1 rRNA gene is annotated in these 3,326 nt (G+C 57.1%); it reads left to right on the top strand.

The features are described 5' to 3' along the window. The first annotated feature begins 150 nt into the window (after positions 1 to 150). A 23S ribosomal RNA gene (locus tag C2865_RS00005) occupies positions 151 to 3,256 on the top strand. Positions 3,257 to 3,326 lie beyond the last annotated feature (70 nt).

Genomic DNA, 3,326 nt, shown 5'->3' with positions numbered 1-3,326 from the left:
TGGGGGGTTTGCGTCTGGGGCCGTCTGTTTTTTGAGAACTGCACAGTGGACGCGAGCATCTTAAAGCAATTTAAGTGCCTGGAAATATCTGAACTTGTTTCGGAGTTTCTGTGGTTCACAGTTTGTCTTGGTTTTGGGCCATGTGTTGTGGTTCAAGTTTTTAAGGGCATACGGTGGATGTCTTGGCATCAGGAGCCGATGAAGGACGTGGGAGCCTGCGATATGCCTCGGGGAGTCGGCAACCAGACTTTGATCCGGGGATTTCCGAATGGGGAAACCTGGCACCCGTGATGGGGTGTCGCCGCCTGCTGAATGCATAGGCAGGTTGGTGGGAACGCGGGGAAGTGAAACATCTCAGTACCCGCAGGAAGAGAAAACAAGAGTGATTCCGTGAGTAGTGGTGAGCGAAAGCGGAAGAGCCTAAACCGATCGTGTGTGATAGCCGGCGGGCGTTGCACGGTCGGGGTTGTGGGACCATCCGGTCAGGGCCGCTGCCCTGGCGAAGAGTTACAAAGCAGCTCGATAGTCGAACGGCATGGGAAGGCCGACCGCAGACGGTGAGAGTCCGGTAGACGAAATCGTGTTGCCTCTTGGGTGGTATCCCGAGTAGCACGGAGCCCGTGAAATTCCGTGTGAATCTGCCACGACCACGTGGTAAGGCTGAATACTCCCTGATGACCGATAGCGGACAAGTACCGTGAGGGAAAGATGAAAAGTGCCCCGGTGAGGGGTCGTGAAATAGTACCTGAAACCGTGTGCCTACAAGCCGTCAGAGCGTCCTCAGCAGTTTACTGCTGTTCGTGATGGCGTGCCTTTTGAAGAATGAGCCTGCGAGTTATGGTGTGTGGCGAGGTTAACCCGTGTGGGGGAGCCGTAGCGAAAGCGAGTCTGAAGAGGGCGTATGAGTCGCATGCTGTAGACCCGAAGCGGAGTGATCTAGCCATGGGCAGGTTGAAGCGCCGGTAAGACGGTGTGGAGGACCGAACCCACCAGGGTTGAAAACCTGGGGGATGACCTGTGGTTAGGGGTGAAAGGCCAATCAAACTCCGTGATAGCTGGTTCTCCCCGAAATGCATTTAGGTGCAGCGTCACATGTTTCTCGCCGGAGGTAGAGCTACTGGATGGCCGATGGGCCCCACAAGGTTACTGACGTCAGCCAAACTCCGAATGCCGGTGAGTGAGAGTGTGGCAGTGAGACTGCGGGCGATAAGGTTCGTAGTCGAGAGGGAAACAGCCCAGATCATCGACTAAGGCCCCTAAGCGTGTGCTAAGTGGGAAAGGATGTGGAGTTGCCGTGACAACCAGGAGGTTGGCTTAGAAGCAGCCACCCTTGAAAGAGTGCGTAATAGCTCACTGGTCAAGTGATTCCGCGCCGACAATGTAGCGGGGCTCAAGCACACCGCCGAAGTCGTGGCAATCAGCGTTAGCTGGTTGGGTAGGGGAGCGTCGTGCAGCCGGTGAAGCCGCAGCGTGAGCTAGTGGTGGAGGCTGTACGAGTGAGAATGCAGGCATGAGTAGCGAATGAACGGTGAGAAACCGTTCCGCCGGATGACCAAGGGTTCCTGGGGCAGGCTAATCCGCCCAGGGTAAGTCGGGACCTAAGGTGAGGCCGACAGGCGTAATCGATGGACAACGGGTTGATATTCCCGTACCCGCCGGTACGCGCCAACGCTGAACCTCGTGATACTAACCACGCGAGCCGCCCAGATGATCCTTCGGGTGATTCTGGTGTCGGGGAGCCTGGGACCTGATCGGGTAGTAGGTGAGCGATGGGGTGACGCAGGAGGGTAGCTCAGCCCGGGCGATGGTAGTCCCGGGGTAAGGATGTAGGGAGTCGTGTAGGCAAATCCGCACGGCGTTAATCCTGAGATCTGATGCCGAGCCGTTTTAGGCGAAGTGAGTGATCCCATGCTGCCGAGAAAAGCCTCTAGCGAGTGTACTGGCGGCCCGTACCCCAAACCGACTCAGGTGGTCAGGTAGAGAATACCAAGGCGATCGGGTGAACTGTGGTTAAGGAACTCGGCAAATTGCCCCCGTAACTTTGGGAGAAGGGGGGCCGTGTCCGGTGATCGGATTTACTCCGTGAGCTGGGTGCGGCCGCAGATACCAGGGGGAAGCGACTGTTTACTAAAAACACAGGTCCGTGCGAAGTCGTAAGACGCTGTATACGGACTGACGCCTGCCCGGTGCCGGAACGTTAAGAGGACCGGTTAGACCATTTCGGTGGTCGAAGCTGAGAATCTAAGCGCCGGTAAACGGCGGTGGTAACTATAACCATCCTAAGGTAGCGAAATTCCTTGTCGGGTAAGTTCCGACCTGCACGAATGGCGTAACGACTTCCCCACTGTCTCAACCACAGGCCCGGCGAAATTGCACTACGAGTAAAGATGCTCGTTACGCGCAGCAGGACGGAAAGACCCCGGGACCTTCACTATAGCTTGGCATTGGCGTTTGGAATGTCTTGTGTAGGATAGGTGGGAGACTGTGAAGCTCGGACGCCAGTTCGGGTGGAGTCATTGGTGAAATACCACTCTGGTCGTTTCGACCGTCTAACCCGCGCCCCTTATCGGGGTGGGGGACAGTGCCTGGTGGGTAGTTTAACTGGGGCGGTTGCCTCCCAAAGAGTAACGGAGGCGCCCAAAGGTTCCCTCAGCCTGGTTGGTAATCAGGTGGCGAGTGCAAGGGCACAAGGGAGCTTGACTGTGAGACCGACGGGTCGAGCAGGAGCGAAAGCTGGGCCTAGTGATCCGGCACCTACGTGTGGAAGTGGTGTCGCTCAACGGCTAAAAGGTACCCCGGGGATAACAGGCTGATCTTCCCCAAGAGTCCATATCGACGGGATGGTTTGGCACCTCGATGTCGGCTCGTCGCATCCTGGGGCTGGAGTAGGTCCCAAGGGTTGGGCTGTTCGCCCATTAAAGCGGCACGCGAGCTGGGTTTAGAACGTCGCGAGACAGTTCGGTCCCTATCCGCTGCGCGCGTAGGAGTCTTGCGAGGATCTGTCCCTAGTACGAGAGGACCGGGACGGACGAACCTCTGGTGTGCCAGTTGTCCTGCCAAGGGCACGGCTGGTTGGCTACGTTCGGAAAGGATAACCGCTGAAAGCATCTAAGCGGGAAACCTGCCTCCAGATGAGGACTCCCTCCCACTTCGGTGGGGTAAGGCCCCCAACAGACTATTGGGTTGATAGGCCGGAGATGGAAGCACAGCAATGTGTGGAGTCGACCGGTACTAATAGGCCGAGTGGCTTGACCAACAACACACCAAATCTCCAAGTCTTGGCTGTGTGCTCGCGTCCCTGTGCGGTTCCCGGAAAACAGCCGGCA

The organism is Actinocorallia populi, assembly GCF_002995495.1.
Lineage (GTDB): Bacteria > Actinomycetota > Actinomycetes > Streptosporangiales > Streptosporangiaceae > Actinocorallia > Actinocorallia populi.
This window is presented reverse-complemented; position numbering and strand designations above follow the sequence as displayed.